General features: G+C 60.4%; 1 protein-coding gene. It reads left to right on the forward strand.

What is annotated here, in order from left to right; all coding sequences use genetic code 11:
- The coding region (locus ACM0OP_RS24435) for a response regulator (protein WP_414530987.1) at positions 1–275 on the forward strand (275 nt) is incomplete at both ends.

Here is a 275-nt window from a genome sequence, read left to right on the forward strand (position 1 = left end):
CTGTCCTCCAGCAGGATTCCAGGCCGGCTTCACCTGCGATCGGCGATGCCGCGGCCAAACTTACGGTGATGATCGTCGAGGACGACCCCGACGTGGCCGAAGACTTGGTGATGATGTTCGTCGATGCTGGATACGATTTGGCTGGGCCGTTCCACGATGCCGATGTGGCCGAGGTCTCTGCCTGTCTTCAACGGATCGATCTCGCTGTGGTCGACATCAACCTATCAGGCGCAGCTTCGGGCATTGATCTGGCTCGCGCGCTGGGGATGCATTGG

This window comes from Nodularia chucula CCY0103, from assembly GCF_963923915.1.
In the GTDB taxonomy this organism is placed as follows: domain Bacteria; phylum Cyanobacteriota; class Cyanobacteriia; order Cyanobacteriales; family Nostocaceae; genus Nodularia; species Nodularia chucula.